Annotated in this window: 22 protein-coding genes; 8 read left to right on the top strand and 14 right to left on the bottom strand. The window is 73.9% G+C overall.

Translation table 11 applies throughout. The features are described 5' to 3' along the window. Positions 1 to 93 precede the first annotated feature (93 nt). From IEY17_RS13985 to IEY17_RS13930, 12 genes are all read right to left on the bottom strand, one after another. Positions 94 to 495, bottom strand: a complete 402-nt coding sequence (locus IEY17_RS13985) for a DUF6292 family protein (protein ID WP_188987823.1) — start codon at positions 493 to 495, stop codon at positions 94 to 96. Positions 496 to 648: 153 nt separating this feature from the next. Further along, positions 649 to 1,959 (bottom strand): UDP-glucose dehydrogenase family protein, encoded by a 1,311-nt coding sequence (locus IEY17_RS13980; RefSeq protein ID WP_188987822.1) that lies wholly within the window; start codon positions 1,957 to 1,959, stop codon positions 649 to 651. Between the two features lie 47 nt (positions 1,960 to 2,006). After that, entirely contained in the window at positions 2,007 to 2,900 is an 894-nt protein-coding gene (locus IEY17_RS13975; RefSeq protein ID WP_188987821.1) for a UDP-glucose/GDP-mannose dehydrogenase family protein, read from the bottom strand. Then, complete coding sequence (locus tag IEY17_RS13970; RefSeq protein WP_188987820.1) at positions 2,897 to 3,829, bottom strand: glycosyltransferase family 9 protein; 933 nt, start codon at positions 3,827 to 3,829, stop codon at positions 2,897 to 2,899. Before IEY17_RS13970 ends, IEY17_RS13975 begins: the two co-directional genes overlap by 4 nt. Continuing rightward, positions 3,820 to 4,506 (bottom strand): SDR family oxidoreductase, encoded by a 687-nt coding sequence (locus IEY17_RS13965; RefSeq protein WP_188987819.1) that lies wholly within the window; start codon positions 4,504 to 4,506, stop codon positions 3,820 to 3,822. Before IEY17_RS13965 ends, IEY17_RS13970 begins: the two co-directional genes overlap by 10 nt. After that, on the bottom strand, positions 4,490 to 5,851 hold the full coding sequence (locus IEY17_RS13960) for a PfkB family carbohydrate kinase (protein ID WP_188987818.1): 1,362 nt from the start codon (positions 5,849 to 5,851) through the stop codon (positions 4,490 to 4,492). Before IEY17_RS13960 ends, IEY17_RS13965 begins: the two co-directional genes overlap by 17 nt. After that, on the bottom strand, positions 5,848 to 6,423 hold the full coding sequence (locus IEY17_RS13955; RefSeq protein WP_188987817.1) for a D-sedoheptulose-7-phosphate isomerase: 576 nt from the start codon (positions 6,421 to 6,423) through the stop codon (positions 5,848 to 5,850). The genes IEY17_RS13960 and IEY17_RS13955 overlap by 4 nt, the downstream gene beginning before the upstream one ends. Then, positions 6,420 to 7,634 (bottom strand): glycosyltransferase, encoded by a 1,215-nt coding sequence (locus IEY17_RS13950; protein ID WP_188987816.1) that lies wholly within the window; start codon positions 7,632 to 7,634, stop codon positions 6,420 to 6,422. The genes IEY17_RS13955 and IEY17_RS13950 overlap by 4 nt, the downstream gene beginning before the upstream one ends. After that, positions 7,631 to 8,590, bottom strand: a complete 960-nt coding sequence (locus IEY17_RS13945; RefSeq protein ID WP_188987815.1) for a glycosyltransferase — start codon at positions 8,588 to 8,590, stop codon at positions 7,631 to 7,633. The genes IEY17_RS13950 and IEY17_RS13945 overlap by 4 nt, the downstream gene beginning before the upstream one ends. Beyond that, a complete protein-coding gene (locus tag IEY17_RS13940; RefSeq protein WP_188987814.1) occupies positions 8,587 to 9,603 on the bottom strand; it encodes a glycosyltransferase family 9 protein in 1,017 nt (338 codons plus the stop codon). The genes IEY17_RS13945 and IEY17_RS13940 overlap by 4 nt, the downstream gene beginning before the upstream one ends. Further along, entirely contained in the window at positions 9,600 to 11,096 is a 1,497-nt protein-coding gene (locus IEY17_RS13935; protein WP_188987813.1) for an HAD-IIIA family hydrolase, read from the bottom strand. Before IEY17_RS13935 ends, IEY17_RS13940 begins: the two co-directional genes overlap by 4 nt. Beyond that, a complete protein-coding gene (locus IEY17_RS13930; RefSeq protein WP_188987812.1) occupies positions 11,093 to 12,730 on the bottom strand; it encodes a carbamoyltransferase family protein in 1,638 nt (545 codons plus the stop codon). The genes IEY17_RS13935 and IEY17_RS13930 overlap by 4 nt, the downstream gene beginning before the upstream one ends. Positions 12,731 to 12,974: 244 nt before the next feature. Between IEY17_RS13930 and IEY17_RS13925 the strand changes: the two genes are divergently transcribed. The 5 genes from IEY17_RS13925 to IEY17_RS13905 are packed head-to-tail and all read left to right on the top strand — an operon-like array spanning position 12,975 to position 16,022. Then, positions 12,975 to 13,862, top strand: a complete 888-nt coding sequence (locus IEY17_RS13925) for a polysaccharide pyruvyl transferase family protein (RefSeq protein WP_188987811.1) — start codon at positions 12,975 to 12,977, stop codon at positions 13,860 to 13,862. Continuing rightward, entirely contained in the window at positions 13,853 to 14,719 is an 867-nt protein-coding gene (locus IEY17_RS13920) for a glycosyltransferase family 2 protein (RefSeq protein ID WP_308423992.1), read from the top strand. The genes IEY17_RS13925 and IEY17_RS13920 overlap by 10 nt, the downstream gene beginning before the upstream one ends. A gap of 20 nt (positions 14,720 to 14,739) precedes the next feature. Then, positions 14,740 to 15,246, top strand: a complete 507-nt coding sequence (locus IEY17_RS13915; protein WP_188987810.1) for a GAF domain-containing protein — start codon at positions 14,740 to 14,742, stop codon at positions 15,244 to 15,246. Positions 15,247 to 15,249: 3 nt separating this feature from the next. Beyond that, positions 15,250 to 15,672: a phage holin family protein gene (locus IEY17_RS13910; RefSeq protein ID WP_188987809.1), complete on the top strand. Its 423-nt coding sequence runs from the start codon at positions 15,250 to 15,252 to the stop codon at positions 15,670 to 15,672. After that, positions 15,669 to 16,022, top strand: coding sequence for a hypothetical protein (locus IEY17_RS13905; protein ID WP_188987808.1), 354 nt, complete (start codon positions 15,669 to 15,671; stop codon positions 16,020 to 16,022). The genes IEY17_RS13910 and IEY17_RS13905 overlap by 4 nt, the downstream gene beginning before the upstream one ends. Here the strand turns inward: IEY17_RS13905 and IEY17_RS13900 are convergent. Then, positions 15,985 to 16,950, bottom strand: coding sequence for an NAD-dependent epimerase/dehydratase family protein (locus IEY17_RS13900; protein ID WP_229680144.1), 966 nt, complete (start codon positions 16,948 to 16,950; stop codon positions 15,985 to 15,987). The genes IEY17_RS13905 and IEY17_RS13900 overlap by 38 nt on opposite strands. Before the next feature lie 124 nt (positions 16,951 to 17,074). Here IEY17_RS13900 and IEY17_RS13895 point away from each other — a divergent pair, with 124 nt between their 5' ends. The 3 genes from IEY17_RS13895 (at position 17,075) to IEY17_RS13885 (ending at position 19,644) form a co-directional block, all read left to right on the top strand. Further along, entirely contained in the window at positions 17,075 to 17,941 is an 867-nt protein-coding gene (locus IEY17_RS13895) for a glycosyltransferase (RefSeq protein WP_188987806.1), read from the top strand. Between the two features lie 213 nt (positions 17,942 to 18,154). Next, entirely contained in the window at positions 18,155 to 18,346 is a 192-nt protein-coding gene (locus IEY17_RS13890) for a ubiquitin-like protein Pup (protein WP_188987805.1), read from the top strand. Positions 18,347 to 18,360: 14 nt separating this feature from the next. Next, on the top strand, positions 18,361 to 19,644 hold the full coding sequence (locus tag IEY17_RS13885) for an ATP-grasp domain-containing protein (protein ID WP_229680143.1): 1,284 nt from the start codon (positions 18,361 to 18,363) through the stop codon (positions 19,642 to 19,644). Positions 19,645 to 19,678: 34 nt separating this feature from the next. Here the strand turns inward: IEY17_RS13885 and IEY17_RS13880 are convergent, their stop codons facing one another. Then, positions 19,679 to 20,866: a zinc-dependent alcohol dehydrogenase gene (locus IEY17_RS13880; RefSeq protein WP_188987804.1), complete on the bottom strand. Its 1,188-nt coding sequence runs from the start codon at positions 20,864 to 20,866 to the stop codon at positions 19,679 to 19,681. Positions 20,867 to 20,976 lie beyond the last annotated feature (110 nt).

Raw genomic sequence — 20,976 nt, 5'->3', positions numbered from 1 at the left:
CGCCGGGTGCGAAACAATCACGTGGCGGGACCCACCAGCTCGCCGCATCGTGCCTGCTCCAGCGCGTGGTCGCGACCCTCGCGGGTGCTCCGTTCAGCATCCGAAGTGCGCCAGCCGCCGTTCCAGGTCGTCCGGCGCGTTGGGCAGCCGGAACGCGGGCGGCAGCGGCGTGCCCGGGTGCTCCCCGGTCGTCGCCGCCCGCAGGAACCGCTGCACCGACTCGGGCTCGGGCAGGATGTCTCCACCCATGAACACCACCGGTGTGGTGTCGCCGCGCCCGTCGGTCTCGATCCGCAGTGCCCAGCCGCTGACCTCGTCCCAGGTCAGCAGCAGCGGGAACTCGACCAGGGTCGGCACGTGGGAGCGCACCAGAATGATCGCGGTGGCCAGCCCGCCGACGTCGACGTCCACTTCGGATACCTCGTCGCCGAGGTCGTCCGCCACCGCGCGCACGTACTTGACCAGGCCGCCGACGGCCTGTCCCGTGGTGTCCATGCGTCGCCTCCCTCCGCGGCCGACCGCCCCGCCCCCTCGGCGCTTGCGTCTTTCAAGGAATAACCGGGGAACGGCTCCGGTAGTCCGCCCGAAGGCATGAAATCCGCGCGCCGCACCCGCAACTCCGCCCCACGGGCCGACTGTGTCGCCGGCTCAGCGGACGCGCGACGGGCGTCCGGTGCCGTGCCAGTCGAGGCCGGCGCGGCGCAGCGCCGCCGGGTCGAGGTGGTTGCGCGTGTCGACCACCACCGGCCGCGCCGCCAGCTCGGCCACCCGCGACCAGTCCAGGTCCCGGAACTCCGGCCAGTCGGTGAGCAGCACCAACGCCGCGGTCCCCTTCGCGGCGTGGTAGGCGTCGTCGACGAGGGTCACCAGGTGCGCGAGTTCCGGTTCGTCGCCACGCAGCGCCGGGTCGTAGCCGACGAGTTCGGCGCCCTGCTCGGCCAGCAGCCGCGCCACCGCCAGCGCGGGCGAGTCGCGCAGGTCGTCGGTGCCCGCCTTGAACGTCAGGCCGAGCAGCCCCAGCCGTGTCCCGGCCAGCGACCCGCCGCAGGCGGCCACGACCTTGGCCGCCATCCGCCGCTGGTGCCGGTGGTTGGCGTCGATCGCCGCGCGCACCAGCGGCAGGTCCACGCCCACGACCTCGGCGGTGCGCAGCAGCGCGGCGGTGTCCTTGGGCAGGCACGAGCCGCCCCACCCGGGGCCCGGCCGCAGGAACGACGGCGTGATCCGCCGGTCGTGGGCCAGGTACTCGGTGATGCCCGCGACGTCGGCCCCGACCTGCTCGCACAGCTCGGCGACGTCGTTGACGTAGGACAGCTTGGTGGCCAGGAAGCAGTTCGCCGCGTACTTGACCATCTCGGCGCTGGCCGCGTCGGTGACCAGGGTGGGCGCGTCGAGGTCGGTGTACAGCTCGGCGACCCGGTACGCGGCGTCGGGGTCGTCGGAGCCGAGCACGATCCGGTCCGGGTGCAGGAAGTCCTGCACGGCCAGGCCCTCGCGGAGGAACTCCGGGTTGCTGACCACCGCCACGTCGCCGCGGCCCACGAGTTCGGCCAGCCGCGCCGTGGTGCCCACCGGCACGGTCGACTTGGTGACCAGCACGCAGCCGGCGGGCAGCGCGGCGCGGATCTGGCGGATCACCGACTCCACTGCGGCGAGGTTCGCGCCGCCGTCCGGGGCCATCGGCGTCGGCACGCACAGAAAGATCTCGTCGGCGGTGGGCACGACTGACGCAGCGCACCGGGTGAAGGACAGCCGGCCGACGCGGATGCCCTCGCGCACCAGCTCGGGCAGGCCGGGTTCGTGGATGCGCACCTGACCGCGCGACAGCTGCGCGACCTTGCCCGCGTCGACGTCGCAGCACACCACGTGGTGGCCCAGCGAGGCGAGGCACGCGCCGGTGGTCAGCCCGACGTAGCCGGCGCCCACGACGACGATGCGGTGAGCTCGTGACTGGTCCATCGTTCCCCCACTGAGCTTGCGCGGATCGGGTGCGGCCCGGGGCGGCGTCAGGCGAGCGGCGAAGTCGCTTCCCCGCCACCTCCGCAGCTCGGGTTGGGGTCTTCTCGCGAGGACGCCACCGACGTGGTGGAGCGGCATGGGCGATGATCCGGCAGCGAGAAGTCGTCTGCGGTTTCGCTGCGCGAACCGGCTCGTGGCCGGGCCAGCGCGCGGATGGTGGCGGGCGGATCCGGTCCGGCCAGCTTCAGCAGCCGCGCCACGCTGCCCGGCCGGATCCGGTCGGCCCGCGCGCTGTCGATGCGCTGGTCCAGGCACAGGCAGTGCACGACGCTGCGCGCGTCGGCGCCCACGGCGTAGCAGAGCCGGGCGAGTTCGGTGAAGAACTGCCGTTTGACAGCGAGGAAACCGTTGCCGGCCGGGGTGACGAGGTCCGCGCTGCGCAGGTCCAGGTGCACAACCGGGGCAGACACCGCGGTGTAGAGCGCCGCCACGCGACGCAGCGCCTCGGGTTCGTCGGCTCCGATGAGGACGCAGCCGGGTTCGAGGAAGTCGTCGAGTGCCGCGCCCTCGCGGAGGTCCTGCGGGTTGCTGGCCACCGCGACGTCCGCACCGGAGAGCTCCTCGGCCAGGCGCGTGCTGGATTCCCAGGGCGGCAGGCCGGTGTTCACCACCACCGCGCAGGCAGGCAGGTCCCCGGCCGGGCCGGGTCCGTCGCCGCACAGGAAGACGACGTCCCCGCGCGGCCGACCGGTGAAGCGCAGCCGCCCGGCGCGGATGCTTCGCAGCAGGATCTCCGCCAGGCCGGGTTCGGCGGACACATCCGCCACGTCCGGGCGGCGGCAGCGCACCTCGTTGCCCAGCCACGCCAGTCCGGCAGCCACGACGGCGGCGGTGCGGCCGGTGCCGCGGACGGCGACGCGGGACACGTGGTCGGTGGTCATGACCGGCTCCCGCTGAGCAGGTCCTCGGCGGCGCGCAGCACGTCACCCGCCGACAGCTCCAGCAGCCCGGCGTCGGGCTGGTCGGCGAAGGTGTCACCGCACCTGCCGCGCCACAGCGCCACGTGCCGCGGGTTCTCCGGCGGGCCCCAGTGCTTCGGCGGCACCGGTCCGAACAGGACCACCGACGGCGTGTCGAAGGCCGTGGCCAGGTGCGCGACGCCGGTGTCCCCGCAGACCACCAGCTCGGCGCGGCTGACCAGCCCGGCCAGCTGCCGCAGCCCGGTTCGCCCGGCCAGCACCGAATCCGGCGGCAGCCCGCCGAGTTCGGCGACCCGGCCGGCGATCGGGCGTTCCGCGGCGCTGCCGGTGACCACCACGTGCCGACCGCGGTCGGCCAGGCAGCGAGCGACCCGGGCGAACCGCTCGGCCGGCCAGCGCCGCGCGGCGTGGCTCGCCCCGGGGTGCACGACGACGGAGCCGGGCCACAACTCCTCGTCCGGTTCCGGCAGCAGCAGATCCGCCGGGTTGGTGCGGATACCCCAGTAGGCCAGCATGCGGCACCAGCGGTGCACCTCGTGCATGTCGGGGTTCCACGGCGGGCCGGGCACGCCCGGGTGCTGGTGGCTCAGCACGGTGCGGGCACCGGTGCCGCACACCGCCGCCACCGACTGCGGTCCGCTGCCGTGCAGGTTGACCGCCACGTCCGGGGCCGGTCGTGGCCAGGAGAACGCGGCCAGGTCGGGGGTCGGCGCGAGTTGGTCAACCTCCGGCAGCAGCGGCAGCAGCTCGCCCAGCTGCTCCGGCGCGGCGAGCACGAGGCGGTGCCGCGGGTAGTTCCGACGCAGCCCGCGCAACGCCGGGACCGCGGTGAGCAGGTCACCCAGCCCCAGCGCACGCAGTACCAGCACCTCGCCCTCGGTCACGGCCACGACGTCTCCTCGGAGTGGCACACGACCATCTCCCGGATCTCGCACCCGGCGGGCTGCCGCATCGCGAACACCACGGCCCGCGCCACGTGCTCCGGGTCGTTGAGCTTGGCGTCGGCGGCCGGCTGGTACCGCGGGTCGCGGCCGTCGAAGAACGCGGTGCGCATGCCGCCGGGCACCAGCATGGTGACACCGACGCGGCCCTTGGTCTCCGCGGCCAGCGCGCGGGAGAACCCGACGATGCCGAACTTGGAGGCGCAGTAGGCGGTGGCGTCGCCGACGGCGTTGACGCCCAGGGTCGAGGCGCAGGTGACCACGGTGCCCCGGCTGCGTTCCAGGTACGGCAGCGCCGCACGCACCACGGCCGCGGTGCCGAGCAGGTTGACCTCGATGACGCGCTCCCACGCCGCGGTCGGCACCTCGCCGAGCGCGCCGCAGGAGTCGATCCCGGCGGCGGTGAACACCGCGTCCAGGCCGCCGACGGCCGCAGCGAGCTCCTGAACCGCGTGCTCGGCGGCCCGCCGGTCCGCCAGGTCGACGCAGGCGTGCTTGACCGGCCCGGAGGGCACCGCCCGGTCCAGCACCAGCGGGGTGCCGCCGTGCTCGGCGACGGCGTCCACCACGGCCGCGCCGAGGCCGGACGCTCCCCCGGTGATCAGCACGTTACCCAGCTCTTTCATCGATCTCCTTCCGGTCCAGCAGGTCGCGCAGCAGCCGGCTGGTCGAGTACCCGTCGACCAGCGGAACCAGCACCGTCCGACCGCCGTGGCGTTCCACGACGCGGGCTTCGGGCAGGTGCGCGGTCTCGTAGTCGCCACCCTTGACCCAGACGTCGGGCCGGAGGCGTTCCAGCAGGGCGCACGGAGACAGCTCGTCGAAGACGGCGACGGCGTCGACGCATTCCAGCGCCTCCAGCAGGCACCGGCGGTCCTCGGCCCGCACCACCGGGCGCGGCGGGCCCTTGAGCCGCCGCACCGACTCGTCGGAGTTCATGCACACCACCAGCGCGTCGCCCAGCGCCCGCGCCCGGTTGAGCAAGGAGACGTGGCCGGGGTGCAGCAGGTCGAAGCAGCCGCCTGCGGCGACCACCCGGCCACCCCAGGACCGCACCTGGTCGACCACGTCGAACGACGAGAGATGCCGGGCGGGGCGTTTTTCCCGCCCCTCGGCAGCCCATGCCGCGGCGCCGCCCTCGGCGACGAAGCGGCTGGCGGACTCCACCGCGAACCGCACTGCCTCCACTGTGGACATCCCACTGCGCAGGGCGGTGGTGGCGGCCACCGCGAAGGCGTCGCCCGCACCGCAGACGTCGGTGACCGAGCTGAGACCGGGCGCCACGACCAGCTCCCCCGGCGGCGCGACGACCGCACCCTTCTCGCCCAGGGTCACCGCCACCGCACCGCACTCCCACCGGCGCCACAGGGCCGCGGCGCCCTCCACCGACGCCGTCGTGACCCCGAACGCGGCGGCCTCCGCACGGTTGGGCACCACGAGATCGGCGCGCGGCACCGGTTCGGCGCCCTTCGGGTGCGGATCCCACACCACCGGCACGTCCGAAGGCAGTCGCGACAGCTCGCGACGCAGCCACGAGTTGCTGGTGATGCCGTGCCCGTAGTCGGCGACCAGCACCGCGTCGGCGTGCCGCAGCGCCTGGATCGCGCCGCTGCTGGGCGGGAGGTCCGGCACGACCCCGTCGCCGGAGTCCAGTCGCACCAGTGACTGCCCACCGGCCCGCACCCGCGTCTTGCTGGGCGTGCCGCCGGTGAACGGCACGTCCAGCAGCACCGAGCGGGCCGACAGCAGCCGCCCGAGCTCCCGCCCGGCGGCGTCCGCGCCCCGGCCGGTGATCAACGTGACGTCGACGCCCTGGGCGTCGGCGAGCGCCGCCGCGAGCGCCGCACCCCCAGGACGGCGCTGGCGGCTGACGACGTCGACCACCGGCACCGGCGCGTCCGGGCACAACCGCTCCGCGCCGCCGGACAGGTCCACGTCCAGCAGCGCGTCGCCGACGACGACCAGGTTCACGGCAGGACCTCCTCGGCATCGGCGGTCAGCGCGTCGAACTCCGCGCACAGCGCGTGCACCAGCGCCAGGTGGACCTCCTGGATGGTGGCCACGCCGCCGGCGTCAACGGCCACCGCGTCGTCGCAGGTGGCCGCGAGGCTGTTGGGCGCGGGCCCGGTCAGGGCCCAGGTGCGCATCCCGATCTCGCGGGCGGTCTTGGCTGCGGCGATCACGTTGTGGCTGCGGCCGCTGGTGGACAGGGCGATGAGGACGTCACCGGGGCGGCCGTGCGCGCGCACGCCGCGGGCGAAGACCTCCTGCTCGCCGTAGTCGTTGAGGATCGCGGTGAACGCCGAGGTGTCGGCGTGCAGCGGGATCGCCGCGTACGGCCTGCGGTCGCGCAGGAACCGCCCGGCCAGTTCGCCACTGAGGTGCTGGGCTTCCGCGGCGCTGCCGCCGTTGCCGCAGGTCAGCAGCCGACCGCCGGATTCCAGCACGTCGGCCAGGGTGCGTGCCCAGGTGCGGATCGTGGGCGCCGCGGCGCTGGTGCGCCGGGCGGCCGCGCCCAGTTCGGCGAGGTGTTGCTCGATCACGGCGCTGCTCCTTTCGACAGGACCCGGCCGGTGGCGCGCACCCGCTGGTAGATCGCCTCGGTGTCGCGGGCGAGCCGGGTCCAGCCGTAGCGGGTGCGGACCCGGTCCGCACCGGACCGGCCGAGCTCGGCCCGCCAGTCCGGCCGCGCCAGCAGTTCGCGGACGGCCGCGGCGACCGCCGCCGGCTGGCGCGGCGGTACCCACAGCCCGGTGCGGCGGTCGACCACGGTGTCCAGGTGCCCGCCGACCGCGGTGACCACCGGCGGCACGCCGCAGGCCATCGCTTCCAGCGGGACGGTGCCGAACGGCTCGTACCAGGGCACGCTGACCACCACGTCGACGGAGCGGTAGAGCTCGGGGGTGCGGTCGTGGTCGATCTGGCCGAGGAACACCACGCGGCCGGTCACCCCGGCCTGCTCGGCCATGGCCCTGAGCCGCAGGACTTCGGGATCGCGGTCGAACTCCGGTGCCGCCGGGCCGCCGGCGATCAGCAGCTGCGCGTCCGGGATGGCGGCCAGCGCGCGGATCGCGATGTCGACGCCCTTGCGCTCCACGAGGCGGCCGATGCTCAGGATGCGGTGCGGCCGCCCGGTGCGGGCCCGGTGCGGCGCCGGGGAGAACCGGTCCGGGTCGATGCCACAGGGCACCACAGCGGTGCGAGCGGGCGGCACGCCCATCTCGACCAACTCGGCGACCTCGTCGGAGCAGGTGGCGATCACCAGGTCGGCGTTGCGGGCGATCTCGGCCTCCAACGGCACCCGCTGCGGTGGACTGGTGTCCCTGGCGCCCTGGTGGCGGCGTTTGACCCGGCCCAGCGCGTGGAAGGTCTGCAGCACCGGCGCGTCCAGCCCGGCCGCGCCGCGCAACGCCGCCAGCCCGCTCATCCAGAAATGCGCGTGCACCAAATCCGGTGGCTCCTCGGCCCACCGCGTGGCGAGGCGGTCGCCGAACTCGTCCATGTGCGGCAGCAGATCGTCCTTGGGAACCGGCTCGGGCGGGCCGGCCGCGACGTGCTCGACGGTGACACCCGCCGCGGTGCGCACGCGTTCGGGCAGCTCGGGGTCGTCGCGCCGGGTGTGTACGACGACGTCGTGGCCGAGCCGGGCGAGTCCGGTGGCGAGTTGTGCCACGTGGACGTTCTGGCCTCCGGCGTCGGCGCCGCCGAGCGCCGCGAGCGGGCTCGCGTGCTCGGAGACCAGGTCGATCCTCATCGCGCCACCTCCTGCAACAGCTCGTCCCAGTCACCCAGGAACCGGCTCAGCGAGTACCGGCGCAGCGCCGCGGCCCGCGCCGCGACGCCCACCTCCCGGGCGCGGTCGGGGTCGGCCGCGAACTCGGCGACCGCGTCGGCGAGCACGTCAATGCGCGTGGAGAGCACCCCGGCGGTGGGCGGGACGGCCTCAACGGCCTCGGTGCTGGCGAGAGCGACGACCGGCAGCCCCAGGTGCATGGCCTCCAGCAGCGCCAGGCCCAGCGACGTCCAGCGGTACGGGTGCAGGTAGACGCGGCGGGCCGCGAGGGCGGTGTGCATCGCCTCCTGCGGCAGGTCCTCGTGCGCGGTGATCCGGCCGGTGCCCAGCCGCGCCGGCAGTTCCCGCACGCGCATGCCGAAGACGTCCAGCGGTGCGGCGGCGGTGAAACGCGGCAGCAGATCGGTGCCGGCGATGCGGGTGCGGCGCACCGGCTCGTTGACCACCACCCCGGCGCGCGGCAGCTCGCCGGTGAACCGGTGGCCGGGGTCCACGACGCCGTGTTCCACCACTGTGGACGGTGCCCGGCCGGTGTTCCAGAACACCTGGTTGAAGTGCGTGACGTGGACGATGGGGATGTCGTCGCGGTCGGCCAGCGGGTGCCGGGTGTCGGCGGCGGGCCCGCGGGGCGTGTCGTGCTCCACGTACACCGCGGGCACGTCCACGCCAGGCCGCCGCCCGAGCCACTTCTCGGCCAGTTCCAGCTCGTGCGGCCGTTGTAGCACCACGACGTCGACGTGCTCCGTGCGCAGCTGGTCGGGCTCCACCTCGATCGCGTGGTCCGGCCAGGTGAACGTCCGCGCCCAGCCGCGCCCGTCGGCGTCGCGGCGCGGGGTCACCGGCACCAGGTAGGTGTGTCCACCGTGGACAAAAGACGTCGTCCAGGAGCCGTGCACGTGCCAGACCAGGACCCTCATGCAACGACCTCCTCCAGCCGGCCCACCGCGGCCACCACCTGGTCCGCCGTGACGCGGCTCAGGCAGGGGTGGCCGGGGACCGGGCAGAACCGGGCCCGTGAGTCGCGACAGGGCGCGCGCTGGTCACCCAGCACCACGACCGGCACCCCGTACGGGGCCCAGCGGGCGGCACGCACCACGGGCGCGAACAGCGACACCACGGGGGTGCCCACCGCGGCCGCCAGATGCGCCGGTCCGGTGTTGGGCGCCACGACCGCCTCGGCACCGGCAAGCACCGCGGCCAGCTGCCGCAGGTCGGTGCGCCCGGCGAGGTCCAGGCCGTCGTCCCCGGCGATGCGGGCGGTCAGCTCCCGGTCGGCCAGGGTGCCGGTGACCACGACCCGCCGGCCGCTGCGGGCCAGCGCGCGCACCGCGGCCTTGCACCGGAAGGCGGGCCACTGCCGGGCCGGGACCGACGCCGCGGGGTGGACGACGACGTATCCCGGGCCACCGACCAGGTCGGTGACGTCCGGCAGCGGCCCGCGCACCGCGAGTCGCCCGTCGTCGCCGCGTGGCAGGCCGAAACCCGCCGCGCGGGCCAGCGACAGCGCGCGCTCCGGCTCCGGGGGGTCCCCGTCCACCTGGTGGCGCAGGTCCAGCAGGGAGCCCGGGTAGTCCTCGCTGATCGCCCCGATCCAGCCCACCCCGGCCATCCGCAGCAGCAGCGCCAGCGGCAGCGGCGACTGGTGGAAGGAGGTGAGGATCAGCGCGCGGGACACCCGCAGCGCCCGGATGTGGTCGACGAACCCGGTGATCTCGGCGAGGCGAACCGGGAGCGGCTCGGGGTCGATCCACGGCGCGCACCACTGCACGACGCGGTCCACCCCGGGCAGCAGGTGCGCGGCGGCCGAGCCGCGCGGCCCGGCGAGCAGCACCACGGATTCCGCGTGGGCGGCCACGGCCCGCACCGCGGGACCGGCGAGCAGCACGTCACCGATATTGTCCTGCCGCGCCACCAGCACCCGCCCCGTCACCGGCCACCCCCGAGCACCAACTCCACGGCGGCCCACACCGACGGGGCGATCTCGGCGTCACAGACCGCGCGCGTGATCTCCGCGGGCCGGGTCCGCCCGGTGGGCACCAGGATCGCCCGGGCCCCGGCCGCGAGTGCCGCCTCGACGTCGGCTCCGGTGTCGCCGATCACCACGCAGCGGCTGGCCGGGACGTCCAGCTGCGCCGCCGCGCGTTGCACCAGTCCCGGTGCGGGTTTGCGGCAGTCGCAGCCGTCCCGGTCGCCGTGCGGGCAGCACTGCCAGGTGTCAACGGGCCCCAGCTGCCGCTCCACCTCGGCGTTGACGGCGGCGACGTCGGATTCGCGCAGGAGCCCGCGGGCCACCCCGGACTGGTTGCTCACCACCCCGATCCGGATGCGGTTGACCCGCAACCGGTCCAGGGCCTCGCGCGCGCCGGTCACCGGGCGCACGCGTGCCGGGTCACCGTTGTAGGGCACGTCGTGGATCAGGGTGTCGTCGCGGTCGAACAGCACCGCCGCCGGCAGCGTCGGTCGCCGCCGGTACGCGAGTTCGCCGCGCAGCCGGTGCCAGCAGGCCACCGGCGGGATCAGCACGCTGGTCAGCAGCATCCGGCCGATCTCGGCCGCGGTCCGCGGGCCGGGCAGGATGCGCCGCAGCGCGAACTCCGCGGTCAGCGCGGCCCACCCGGCCGCCGAGGTCCACGCGGCCCGGTGCCGCCCGGCGCAGGTGGCGGCCAGCGTCGCGAGACCCGCCGCGGTGGTGATCGCGTGCCGGCGGGTGCGCCCCGGCCCTTCACCGATCCGCTTGCGCCAGTTCCTGCCGTACTTGCGCCGCATGAGGGCGTTGTCGGCGTTACCGGCCTGCGCCCGCACGCTGGCCAGCGGTCCGGCGGGGCGCACCGGGTGTTCGGTGGTGCGGCTGCCGATGACCAGTCGCCACCCCGCGGCCTGAACCCGCAGCGCGAGGTCGGCGTCTTCCCGGAAGGCACGCCGGAAGCGCTCGTCGAAACCACCGCAGGCGGCCAGCGCGCTGCGCCGGTAGGCCATGTCGGCGGTGATCCACCAGGCGTTGGCCAGTCCCGCCACACCGCGCTCCAGGTCGGTGGGGCGGCGGTCCTCCGGCAGCGGCACCGCGATCCGGCCCTGGCAGGCCACGACGTCGGGCCCGACGTCGAGGTCATGCCGCAGGTCTCGGCGCCACCGCGGCCCCGGCACCACGTCGTCGTCGAGGAACACCACCCAGTCGGCGTCCACCTCGCGCCACCCGGTGTTGCGTGCGGCGGCCGGGCCCCGCCCGCCGGACCGGGCGAGCCGGACGGGCAGCGAGGTTTTCGGCAGGGCCAGCGGCGGCGCCGGGTGCGGGCGGTCGTCGACCACCACGACCTCCGCGGGTGCCGGTCCGGCCGCCGAATCCAGCGCCTCCAGCAGCGCGCCCAGGCTCGATCGCCCGGTCGTGGGGACGATGACGGCGTAGCGGGTCTGCGGTGCGGTCATGGCCGGCTCCCCCGGCGGCGCACCACGAACGGCCCGAGCACCAGCACGTCGATCGCCGAGGCGCCGAAGCACTCCAGCGCGTCGACGGGGCTGTCGACCATCGGGCGGCCGGCGGTGTTGAAGCTGGTGTTGACCACCGCGGGCAGGCCGGTGCGCGCGGCGAAGGAGTCCAGCAGCCGGGCCAGCAGCGGCTCGCGCTCGCGGTCCACGGTCTGCGCCCGCGCGGTGCCGTCCACGTGCACCGCGGCCGGTATCCGGGGCTGCCATTCGCCGGCCACGTCGTGCACGAACAGCATGTAGGGGCTCGGCAGCGGGCCGCGGCCGAACAGCTCGCCGGCGCGCTCGGCCAGCACCATCGGTGCCACCGGCCGGAACTGCTCGCGGCCCTTGATGTCGTTGAGCCGCTCCACGTTGTGCGCGTGCCCGGGGTGTGCGAGAAGCGACCGGTGGCCCAGCGCGCGCGGGCCGAACTCGCTGCGCCCCTGGAACCAGCCGACCGTCTCGTCGCGGGCCAGCGCCGCGGCGGCCACCTCGGCGACGTCGACGGGTCGCTCGTGCTCGACGGCGGCGGTGCGCAGCAGCGCCTCGATGTCCACATCGGACCATTCCCGGCCGAGGTCGGCGCCGGTCATCGTGGTGCGCGGTTCGCCTTCTTTCGCGGCCAGCTCCAGCGCCGCGCCCAGCGCGGTACCCGCGTCACCGGCGGCCGGTTGCACCCACACCTCGCGGAACGGTCCTTCTGCGGCCAGGCGGGTGTTGGCGACGCAGTTCAGCGCCACGCCCCCGGCCATCGCCAGCCGCTCCTGCCCGGTTTGCCGGTGCAGCCACCGCGCCAGGTCGAGCAGCACCTCCTCGAGGCGGGCCTGCACACTGGCGGCCAACTGGGCGTGCTCCGGCTCGACGCGGCCGTCGGGCGCGCGACGCGGCGCCCAGCGTGACCAGTCGGTGTCACCGACCTCGAAGTGCCCGTCGCCGGTGCTGCGCACCAGCTCGGCGAAGTCCGCCAGGAACAGGGGTTTGGCGTAGGAGGCCAGCGCCATGACCTTGTACTCGTCGCTGGAGCGGTGAAAGCCCAGGTGCTCGGTCAGCTCCTCGTACATCAGGCCCAGCGAGTGCGGCAGGAGCTGCGTGGCCAGCACCTCCAGGTGTCCACCGCGGTACTGCCCGGCCAGCGCCGAGATGCTCTCCCCGCGACCGTCCGCGGTCAGCACGGCACAGTCGTCGAACGGCGCGGCCAGCCCGGCCGAGGCGGCGTGCGCGACGTGGTGCGGCACGAACCGCACGATCTGCGGGTCGAGTCCCGGCAGCGCCGTGCGGAGGAATCCCGGTGCGTGCCGGGCGAACGTGGTGCGCAGCTCTTCCCACGTCGAGTCCAGGCCGGGCAACCCGTGGTCCACCAGGGAGGGGTCGTAGGAGTAGGCGACCGCGTCCAGGTCGGCCGGGCTGATCCCGGCCTGCCGCAGGCACCAGTTCGCGGCCTGCTCCGGCTGTTCCCACGCGGAGAACGGAACTGGTCGTTTCCCGTGCTTGCGGCGCGAGAAGCGCTCCTCCTCGGCCGCGGCCACGATGCGGCCGTCGACGACCAGCGCGGCGGCCGGGTCGTGGAACACGGCGTTGATCCCCAGGATACGCACAGCGACGACTCCTCCGGCGGTGTCCGGCTTCCGGTGTGGCTGGCCGGTCGGGCGACCACTGCTCCCGACTACATCGCTACCCTGCGAAGCGACTCCTAAACACGTAAGACCGAAATATCGCGGCAACTGCGGCGGTTTTCCAGATCCCGGAAGGCCAGTCGCTCACCGTGCGCAGGCGAGTGGGGAGTTTCCGCGCGGCAGCGCGGGTATGCCGGTGCGGCGAGTTCGGACGACAGGAGTCATCGTGCGCGTGCTGATCACCGGGTGGCCGAGTTTCCGGCACGGCGAAGCCACAGCCGGCGACGTGCTGAGCATGCGGCACGTCGCGGCGGCGCTGTCCGCCCGTGGTATCCCGAATGACCTGGCGTGGAGCCCTGTTCTGGTGCCCGGGCAGGATCTCGACCGGGCGCGCCCGGCGGACTACACGCACCTGGTCTTCGTGTGCGGGCCGGCGCGCGGCTGGCAGGTGGAGGCGCTGCACGAGCGCTACGCCGGCTGCCACCGCGTGGCCGTCGGCGTGTCCGTGCTGGATCCTCAGGACCCGGCGGTCGTGGGATTCCACCACGTCTTCGCCCGGGACGGCGGCGCGGCTGACCCGGCGCTGGACCTGGCCACACCAGCCCCGGCCGGCCGGGTGCCGGTGGCGGGTGTCGCGCTCGCCCCCGCGCAACCGGAGTACGGGACGCGCCGCCGGCACGAGGAGGTGCACCGGGTGCTGGTGGACTGGTTGACCGGAGTGGACTGCGCCGCCCTACCGCTGGACACCAGGCTGGACCCCCGGGACTGGCGCTGCTGCTCCACTGTGGATCAGTTCACGTCCCTGGTGGACCGCACCGACGTGGTCATCACCTCCCGGCTGCACGGCCTGGTCTTCGGCCTGTCGCGGGGTCGACCGGTGCTGGCCGCGGACCCCATCGCCGGCGGCGCGAAGGTCGCGGCGCAGGCGGCGGTGTGGCGGTGGCCCGCGGTGCTGCGCGCCGACGAGATCAGTGCCGCCGCGCTGGACCGCTGGTGGGCGTGGTGCTGCTCGCCCGCCGGGCGCGACCTCGCGCTGCGCCGCGCCACCACGGCCGGATCACCGCTGGTCGACGCGGTGGTCGCGGTTGTTCGCCAGGAGTCGCCATGCGCCTGAACACCAGCGTCGTGATCGCCACCCGCGACCGGTGCGCGGAGCTGCTGCGCACCCTGGGCGAACTCAGCGACCTGGACCCGACGCCGCCGATCATCGTGGTGGACAACGACTCCCGCGACGCCACCGCGGACGCCGTCGCCGAGGAGTTCCCCGACGTCGCGCTCGTGCGCGCACCGCGAAACCTCGGTGCCGCCGCGCGCAACATCGGCGTGCAGCGGGCCGCGACACCCTACGTCGCCTTCAGCGACGACGACTCGTGGTGGCGGCAGGGCTCGCTGGCCCGCGCCGAGGAGGTGTTCTCCGCGCACCCGGGCGTGGGTGTGATCGCCGCCCGCACGCTGGTCGGCGAGCAGGAGCGCAGGGACCCGGTCAACGACCTGATGGCGCGGTCACCGCTGCGCAGCCCCGCGCAGCTGCCCGGGCCGCGCATCCTCGGCTTCACCGCCTGCGCGGCGATCGTGCGGCGCGACGCGTTCCTGTCGGTCGGCGGTTTCAGCCGCGAGCTGTTCTTCGCCGCCGAGGAGAAACTGCTGGCCTGCGATGTGGCCGCCGCCGGATGGGACCTGATCTACGTCGACGACATCGTCGCCCACCACCACCCGTCCACCGCGCGCGACGACCACGGCCGGCGGGTGCTGGAACTGCGCAACGACGTGCTGATTTCCTGGATGCGGCAGGCCCCCGCGGCGGCCGTCACGCGGACGGCCCGGCTGCTGCAGCGTGCCCTCGTCGACCCGCCGAGCAGGCGGGCCGCGTTGGCGGTGCTGCGGCGGCTGCCGACCGCGCTGACGCACCGCCGCCAACTGCCCGCCGAAGTCCGCAAAGAGATGGACGTGCTGGAAGTGCACCCCTGGTGACGCGTGGTGCGGGAGTGGTCGTGCTCGACCGGACCTACCGGAACTCGACGCCGGCGCTGCTGGCGCGGCTGATCACGGCGGTGCCCGGTGCCGACATGGCCTGCATCAGCGGGCCGCGCGCGCTGGCGCTGCACACCGACGAACGCGCCCGGCGGGTCGACCTCGCGCAGCTCCGGCACGGCGCCGGGCCGTGCGTGGAAGCGGCCCGCAGCGGCCGGTCGGTGCTCGCCGACATCACGCAGGTCCGCCTCTGCTGGCCGGGATTCGCCCGCAGCGCCCGCGAGGCGCGCATCTTCAGCTTCCTGGTCGTGCCGCTGCTGCACAACGACGCCCTGCTGGGCACCCTGAGCCTCTACGCGCAGCGCTCGCACGCCTTCACCGAGCGCGACGAGACCACCGCCCAGCTGGCCATCCCGGCCATCTGCGCGGCGCTGCTGGCCGACGGTCTGGCAGGAGTGGCGGCGCCGGTGAACGGGTACCAGGTGGAGTGCAGTCGGCGTCGCGGCCACGGACGTGGTGAGGAGTGAACGATGACGACGCACACCGAACCGGTGCACACACCGGACCTGTCGCGCCGGAGCACCGGGCAGCTCATCAGCGACGTGGGCGGGCAGCTGACCCGCCTGATCCGCACCGAGCTGCGCCTGGCGCAGCTGGAGCTGCAGCGCAAGGGCAAGCAGGCCGGTGCGGGCGCCGCGATGCTCGGCGCCGCCGGCGTACTCGGCCTGCTCGGCGGCGGGACCCTGGTTGCCACGGCCGTGATCGCCCTCGACATCGTACTCGACGCGTGGCTGGCCGCGCTGATCGTCGCCGCCGTGCTGCTGCTGGCGGCGGGGATCTCGGCCCTGGTGGGCCGCGCGCGGTTGAAGCACTCCGCACCGGCGATGCCCGAGGCGTCGCTGGAGGCGATCAGGCAGGACTACCACGACCTCAGCGAGGCGATCCGACGATGACCACCGGCCAGCACCGCGACATCAGGCAGGAACGCGCGGCCGAGCTCGAAGCCGGGGCGGCCGGGCTGCAGGCGGAGCACGACGTCACCAAGCAGGAGCTGATCCAGACGCTGGACGAACTCATGCACCGCGCGGACATCCCGGAACGGTCCAGGCAGGCCGCGCGCAACGCGGTGATGCGCACCCAGAGCCGCGCCGAGCGCGCCGTGCGGCAGATCGCGACACCACCGCGGTTGCTGAGCATCGCGCTCGTGTTCGCCACCAGTTGCGCCATCGCCTACGCGCTGACCCGCACGCTGCGCCGACGCCGCTTCATCGCGCGGCACCCGCTGCGCGCGCTTCTGCGGTGAACCAGGCGATGGTGTGGCGCAGACCCGCCACGACGTCGACCCGCGGTCGCCACCCCAGTTCTCGGGTGGCGACCGTGATGTCCGGGCAGCGGCGTTTCGGGTCGTCGGCCGACGCGGCGACGTGCTCGATCGGCGAGCGTGACCCGACCAGCGAGCGCACCAGCTCGGCCAGCTTGCGCACCGGCAGTTCGCCGGGGCGGCCGATGTTCACCGGCTGCGGCCGGTTCGCGGCCGCCACGGCCAGCAGTCCACGCACCGTGTCGTCCACATAGCACAGCGACCGGGTCTGGCGGCCGTCGCCGTTGACCGTGATCGGTTCCCCAGCCAGCGCCTGCCGGATGAACGTGGGCACCACCCGGCCGTCGGCGGGCCGCATCCGCGGGCCGTAGGTGTTGAAGACCCGGGCGATCCGGGTGCCGGTGCCGCGGCTGGCCCGGAAGGCGGTCGTCAGCGCCTCGGCGTAGCGCTTGGCCTCGTCGTAGACGGCGCGCGGGCCGACGGGGTTGACGTTGCCCCAGTAGTCCTCCGTCTGCGGGTGCCGCAGCGGATCGCCGTAGACCTCGCTGGTGGACACCAGCAGGAACCGGGCCCCGTTGCGGTCGGCCAGCTCCAGGGCGTGCTCGGTGCCACGGCTACCGACCCGCAGCGTCTCCACCGGCATCCGCAGGTAGTCCGCCGGCGACGCCGGCGACGCCAGGTGGACGACCAGGTCGATCCCGCCGGCGGTGTACGGGCGCCGCGCGATGTCGTGCTCGACCAGCTCGAAAGTGGGCTCCTCGGCCAGGGATTCCAGGTTGCGCGCCGACCCGGTGCTGAGGTTGTCCAGGCACAGCACCGAGGTTCCGCGTGCCACCAACTGCTCGCACAGGTGCGAGCCGAGGAAACCCGCACCGCCCGTGACCGCCACCCGGCGGAACTCCCACTGCACCGGCATCACCTTCCCGGATCCGCGCTACCCCGGTCCCGCTGCGGGCAAACCAGGATTGCGCGCGCCCCGCACCGGGTAGCACCGGTTCGTGGTGCACGGAAAAGGGAACGCGACCGTGGTCGTGATGACGCACAACAGGTGCGCGGAGGTCCTGCGGACGCTGGAGCACATGACCGCGCTGCCCGACGGCGCCCCGGTCATCGTGGTGGACAACGGTTCCGCGGACGGCACCGCCGACGCCATCCGGCGGCGCTTCCCGCACGTGCGGCTGCTGCGCCACGAGCAGAACCTCGGCGCGGTGGCGCGGAACTGGGCCGTCGAGCACACGTCGACGCCCTACGTCGCCTTCTGCGACGACGACACGCGCTGGCAACCGGGGTCGCTGCTGCGCGCCGCCGCCGTGCTGGACCGCCACCCGGACGTGGGCGCGGTCATGGGCCGGTGCCTGGTCGAACCCGATCTCGCCGAGGACCCGCTGATCCCGGAGCTGCGCGCCTCGCCGGTGCCCGCGCCGTACTGGCTGCCGGGACCAGCGCTGCTGAGCGTCATGGCCGGGCTGACGATGTTCCGGGTCGATGCCTTCCGCCAGGTCGGCGGGTTCCACCCGCGGCTGTGGCTCGGCGGCGAGGAGGAGCTGCTCGCCCTGGACCTGGTGTCGCGGGGCTGGTGGTTGTGCTGGCGGGAGGACGTGGTGATCCACCACGCGCCGTCGCGGTCCCGTGACGCGCGGCGACGCCGCCAGCTGGGCATCCGCAACACCGTGTGGACGGCGTGGCTGCGGCGACCGGTGACGGCCGCCCTGCGCCGCAGCGCGGCGGTCCTCGCGGCGGCTCCGAAGGATCGCCACACGGCGGCGGCGCTGGCCGAAGCGCTACGCAGCCTGCCCTGGGTCCTGCGCGAACGCCGCGTGGTCCCGCCGCAGGTGGAGCGGGGCCTGCGCCTGCTGGAGGAACCCCAACGCCACTCCGTGGCCCGCCGCTACGTCGGCTGACCCCCCGCGAAGCCGGGCAAGCCCCCACCCCGTCACCCGAGCGAAGCCCGCGTGCCCGCCTCACAGCGGGGTTGCGCCGGCGCGGCCCGCGACTGGTCCCGAAACGGCGGGGAAATCCGGGCCGCCGCGCGGTTTTCCCGATCGCCGGCTGGGTACGCGACAGGGTGCCATGGACGAACCGGTGACGAACCGGATCCGACAGAGAGGTGGCCCATGCGCCAGGAGAAGAACCGCCCGCGCCCGCGAGACGACGACGATGACGCGACCGAGCCGACCCCGACCGGACAGCAGCGGCGGGACAAGCTCACCGACGACACCGAGGCCACCCTGGACGAGATCGACGACATTCTGGAGGAGAACGCCGAGGACTTCGTCCGCTCCTACATCCAGAAGGGCGGCGAGTAGACGGGACGGCGGCCGTGACCGAGCGAGTGCGCAACGTCTTCATCCTGGGGCTCGACGAGCGCAACCGTGAGCTCCTGCAGGACCTGCCGCACTCGCGCTCCTACCGCTTCCACCCGCTGCTGACCAAGAAACGGATCATGGAGGTGGAGGTGCCGCTGCCCGACCTGCTCGAGGAGGCCGCCCAGCGCCTGGAGTCGTTCCCCGGCCACGTGGACGCGCTCACCGGTTACTGGGACTTCCCGGTCACCTCGATGGTGCCGATCCTGTGCACCCGCTTCGGGCTGCCCGGACCGAGCCTGGAATCGGTGGTCAGGTGCGAGCACAAGTACTGGAGCCGTCTCGAGCAGCGCACGGTCACCGACGCCCACCCGGCGTTCGGCCTGATCGACCTGGACGCCGACCCGCACCCGCCGTCGGGCCTGGACTTCCCGCTGTGGGTCAAGCCGGTCAAGTCCTACTCCTCGGTACTGGCGTTCAAGGTCGCCGACCAGGCCGAGCTGGACCGCGCGCTGGCCGAGATGCGGGAGGGTATCGGCCGCGTCGGCGACGACTTCGACTTTCTGCTGGGCATGCTGGAGCTGCCGCCGGAGATCGCCGAGGCCGGTGGCCGGGCGTGCCTGGTCGAGGAGGAGGTCGGTGGCCACCAGGTCACCGCCGAGGGCTACGGGTTCGCGGGTGAGGCGCACGTCTACGGCATCGTCGACTCGCTGTGCTACCCCGACACCCCGAGCTTCCTGCGCTACCAGTACCCGTCGACGCTACCGGTCGAGGTCCAGGACCGCATCGTCGACATCTCGACGCGGGTGATGCGTCAGATCGGCCTGGATCCGGGCACCTTCAACATCGAGTTCTTCTGGGACGCCGACCACGACAGGCTCTCCATCCTGGAGATCAACCCGCGCCTGTCCCAGTCCCACGCGCCGCTGTTCGCTCTCGTCGACGGCGTGCCCAACCACCAGTGCATGGTGCAGCTGGCGCTCGGCGAGCGACCGGAGATGCCCCGCGGGCAGGGCGAGTTCACCGTGGCCGCCAAGTGGTACATCCGCACCTTCGTCACGGACGCGGTGGTCCGCCGCAGCCCCGGTGAGCAGGAGATCCGGCGACTGCGTGAGCAGATGCCCGACGTGATCGTCGACATCGCGGCGACGCAGGGCAGCCGCCTGTCCAAGCTGCCCGCCCAGGACACCTACAGCTACGAGCTCGCCGCCTGCTACCTGGGCGCCCGCAGCGAGGAGGAGCTGACCGAGAAGTACCGCCGCTGCACGGAACTGCTGCCGTTTGACCTCGACGAACGCTGACCGCGGCGATCCCGTGGGATGACCCGAACGCCGCCTAACGCCCCGGGTTCAGCAGCACCTTGATCGCCCCGTCGGCCTTGCGCTGGAAGATGTCGTAGCCGTGCGGCGCCTCGTCCAGCGGCAGCCGGTGGGTGGCCAGGTCGTGCACGCCGAGCGGGTCGCCATCGCCGGTCACCAGCGGCATGAGGTCGCCGATCCACCGCTTGACGTGCGCCTGCCCCATGCTGATCCGCACGCCCTTGTCGAACATCCGCAGCATGGGCAGCGGATCCAGCGACCCCGCGTAGACGCCGCTGACCGAGATCGTGCCCCCGCGCCGCACCGCGTCGACGCACTGGTACAGCACGGTGAGCCGGTCGACCCCGGCCCTGGACATCAACGGCTCGGCGATCGCGTCGGGCAGTGCGCCGACCAGCTTCTGCAGCAGCGCGGTGCCCGGCGCGCCGTGCGCCTCCATGCCGACCGCGTCGATCACCGAGTCCGCGCCGCGGCCCCCGGTGAGGTCACGGATCACCTCCGGCACCTCCTCGCGCGCCTGCGCGTCGACCACGTCGATGCCGTGCCGCAGCGCCATCTCCAACCGGTCGGGCTCCAGGTCCACCCCGATCGCGCGGGCACCGCGGTGCGCGGCGATCCGGGCGCACATCTGCCCGATCGGCCCCAGCCCGAACACCGCGACCGTACCGCCCTCGGGCACGGCCGCGTACTCCACGGCCTGCCAGGCCGTGGGCAGCACGTCGGAGAGGTAGACGAACTGCTCGTCCGGCGGCCCGTCGGGCACCTTGATCGGCCCGAACTGCGCCTGCGGCACCCGCAGGAACTCCGCCTGCCCGCCGGGCACACTGCCGTAGAGCTCGGTGTAGCCGAACAGCGCCGCACCGCAGCCGTGCTCGCGGACCTGCGTGGTCTCGCACTGCGCGTACAGGCCGCGGCCGCACATCCAGCAGTGGCCACAGGCGATGTTGAACGGCACCACCACGCGGTCCCCCGGCCGCAGATTGGTGACCGCCGGGCCGGTCTCCTCGACGATGCCCATGGTCTCGTGCCCGAGCACGTCGCCGGGGGCCAGGAACGGCGCGAGCAGTTCGTACAGGTGCAGGTCCGAACCGCAGATCCCGGTGGTGGTCACGGAAATGATGGCGTCGGTGTCGTCACGCAGCTGCGGGTCCGGGACCTCGGTCACCCGCACGTCCCGCGGCCCGTGCCAGGTCAACGCTTTCACGCGCACCCCCCGATGTCGGTGTTGTCCGATGTGGACGTCGGTGCAGCAGGCGCTGCGCTGACGTCGGCGATCCCACCAGACGACGCCCCAGGTGCCGCCACGCGAACCCG

The sequence above is a fragment of the Saccharopolyspora thermophila genome, from assembly GCF_014646075.1.
In the GTDB taxonomy this organism is placed as follows: domain Bacteria; phylum Actinomycetota; class Actinomycetes; order Mycobacteriales; family Pseudonocardiaceae; genus Saccharopolyspora; species Saccharopolyspora thermophila.
Note: the sequence above shows the minus strand (reverse complement) of the source record. Positions and strands in the feature narration are given on the sequence as shown.